1 protein-coding gene is annotated in these 2,598 nt (G+C 71.4%); it reads left to right on the forward strand.

From position 1 onward, the window contains the following. Positions 1-122 precede the first annotated feature (122 nt). Positions 123-2,598 (forward strand): GcvT family protein (locus AC5RV2_RS16855; RefSeq protein WP_494093289.1); only part of this gene is annotated, 2,476 nt, incomplete at its 3' end.

Consider the following 2,598-nt stretch of genomic DNA (forward strand, 5'->3'; position numbering starts at 1 on the left):
GGATAGGTCCGCCGTGACGCCAGGCCCGCTACGGCTCCCGGATCCGTGCCGGGCTGCCAGAGCACCACGGCATGGCCTTCGACGTCGATGCCCCGCCCTGTTACCTGAAGGAGCATTACCGCATGAGCACTTCCCCGCGCATCGTCATCATCGGAGCAGGGATCGTCGGCGCCAATCTGGCGGACGAACTGGCCGCCCGCGGCCGGACGAACGTCACCGTCCTGGAGCAGGGCCCGCTGCACCTGGCCGGCGGGTCGAGTTCGCACGCACCCGGGCTGGTCTTCCAGACCAATCCGTCCAAGACCATGACCGAATTCGCCCGCTACACCGTGGGCAAAATGCGCTCGCTCACGGCCGACGGCACCTCCTGCTTCAACCAGGTGGGCGGGCTGGAGGTGGCCACCACGCCCGCGCGGTTCGAAGAACTCAAGCGCAGGGCCGGCTTCGCCGCCTCCTGGGGCGTGGAGGCCCGGCTGATCGATCCGGAGGAATGCGAAAAGCACCATCCGCTGCTGCCGGCCGGCAACGTGCTCGGCGGCCTGCACATTCCCTCCGACGGGCTGGCACTCGCGGCCCGCGCCGTCCGGCTGCTGATCGCCCGCGCCTCCGCCGCCGGCGTCGAGTTCCGCGGTTCCACCACCGTGACGGGCATTGAGCACGACGGCGGACGGGTCACCGCGGTGGAGACCGACACCGGGCGGGTCCCCGCCGACGTCGTGGTCTGCTGTGCCGGGTTCTGGGGGCCGAAGATCGGCGCCATGGCCGGCATGACGGTGCCGCTGCTTCCGCTGGCGCACCAGTACGTCAAGACGTCCGCGCTGCCGGCGCTGGCCGGCCGGAACGAACTGCCCAACGGCGCGCGGCTGCCGATCCTGCGCCACCAGGACGCGGACCTGTACTTCCGGGAGCACGGCGACCGGCTGGGCATCGGTTCCTACGCGCACCGGCCCATGCCGGTGGACCTGGACGGGCTGCCGGCCGTCGCGCCGGCGGACGTCTCCGACGACCGCATGCCGTCACGGCTGGATTTCACGGCGGCGGACTTCGAACCGTCCTGGCGGGAAAGCCAGCGGCTGCTGCCGGCACTCCGCGGCGCGGGCATCACCGACGGCTTCAACGGCGTCTTTTCCTTCACCCCCGACGGCGGCCCGGTGATCGGCGAGTCCCCGGACGTCGCCGGCTTCTACCTGGCCGAGGCCGTCTGGGTCACCCATTCGGCGGGTGTGGCCAAGGCGGTGGCAGAACTGCTGGTGGACGGGCGGTCGCAGACGGACCTGCACGAATGCGATGTGCGCCGGTTCGAAGACGTGCAACTGGCCCCGGAATACATCAGCGAGACGTCGCAGCAGAACTTCGTGGAGATCTACGACGTGCTGCACCCGCTGCAACCGCGCGAATCCCCGCGGAACCTGCGCACCAGCCCCTTCTTCGGCCGCCAGCAAGAGCTCGGCGCGGTCTTCCTGGAATCCGGCGGCTGGGAGCGCCCGCACTGGTACGAGGCCAACGCGGCGCTGCTGGCGGCGCTGCCGCAGGACTGGCGGGAACCCGAGCGCGACGCCTGGGCCGCCCGTTACCACTCCCCCATCGCCGCGGCCGAAGCGTGGAAGACGCGCACCGCCGTCGCCATGTACGACATGACGCCGCTGAAGCGGGTGGAGGTGACCGGGCCGGGGGCCCTGGCCCTGCTGCAGCGGCTGGGCACCGGGCAGCTGAACAAGAAACCCGGGGCGGTGACTTACTGCCTGTTGCTGGACTCCGGCGGCGGCATCCGCAGCGACATCACGGTGGCGCGGCTGGGGCCGGAGCGGTTCCAGGCCGGCATCAACAACAACGCCGACTACGAGTACCTGCGCGGCGAGGCGGCCGCGCAATCGCAGGCCGACCCGGCCCAGTGGGTCCGGGTCGGGGACATTACCGCCGGCACCTGCTGCATCGGGCTCTGGGGCCCCTTGGCGCGCGGCGTGATGGCCAAGGTCAGCAGCGACGACTTCAGCAACGACTCGCTCAAGTACTTCCGCACGGCCCAGGTGCGCATTGCCGGCCTCTCCGTCACCGCGATGCGGCTCTCCTACGTGGGCGAGCTGGGCTGGGAGCTGTACACCACGGCCGATCAGGGGCTCAGGCTCTGGGACGCGCTGTTCGACGCCGGGCAGGAGCACGGGATCATCGCCGCCGGCCGGGCCGCGTTCAACAGCCTGCGGCTGGAAAAGGGCTACCGGCTCTGGGGCACCGACGTGACCACCGAGCACACGCCGGAGGAGGCGGGCCTCGGGTTCGCGGTCAAGGCCGACAAGGGCGGGTTCGTGGGCGGCCCCGCGTTGGCCGCCGCGGGCGCTCCGGCCCGGCGGCTGCGCTGCCTGACCATCGACGACGGCCGGTCGGTGGTGCTGGGCAAGGAGCCGGTGTACGTGGACGACGTCCCGTCCGGCTACGTCACCAGCGCGGCCTTCGGCTACACGGTGGGCGGGCCTGTGGCGTACGCGTGGCTCCCTGCGGACCTTGGGGAGGGAGACGGCGTCGAGATCGAATACTTCGGCCGCCGCATCCCGGCCACCGTCGCCGCCGAGCCGCTGGTCGACCCCGGCATGGAGCGCCTGC

Source organism: Arthrobacter sp. Y3225116, assembly GCF_059091245.1.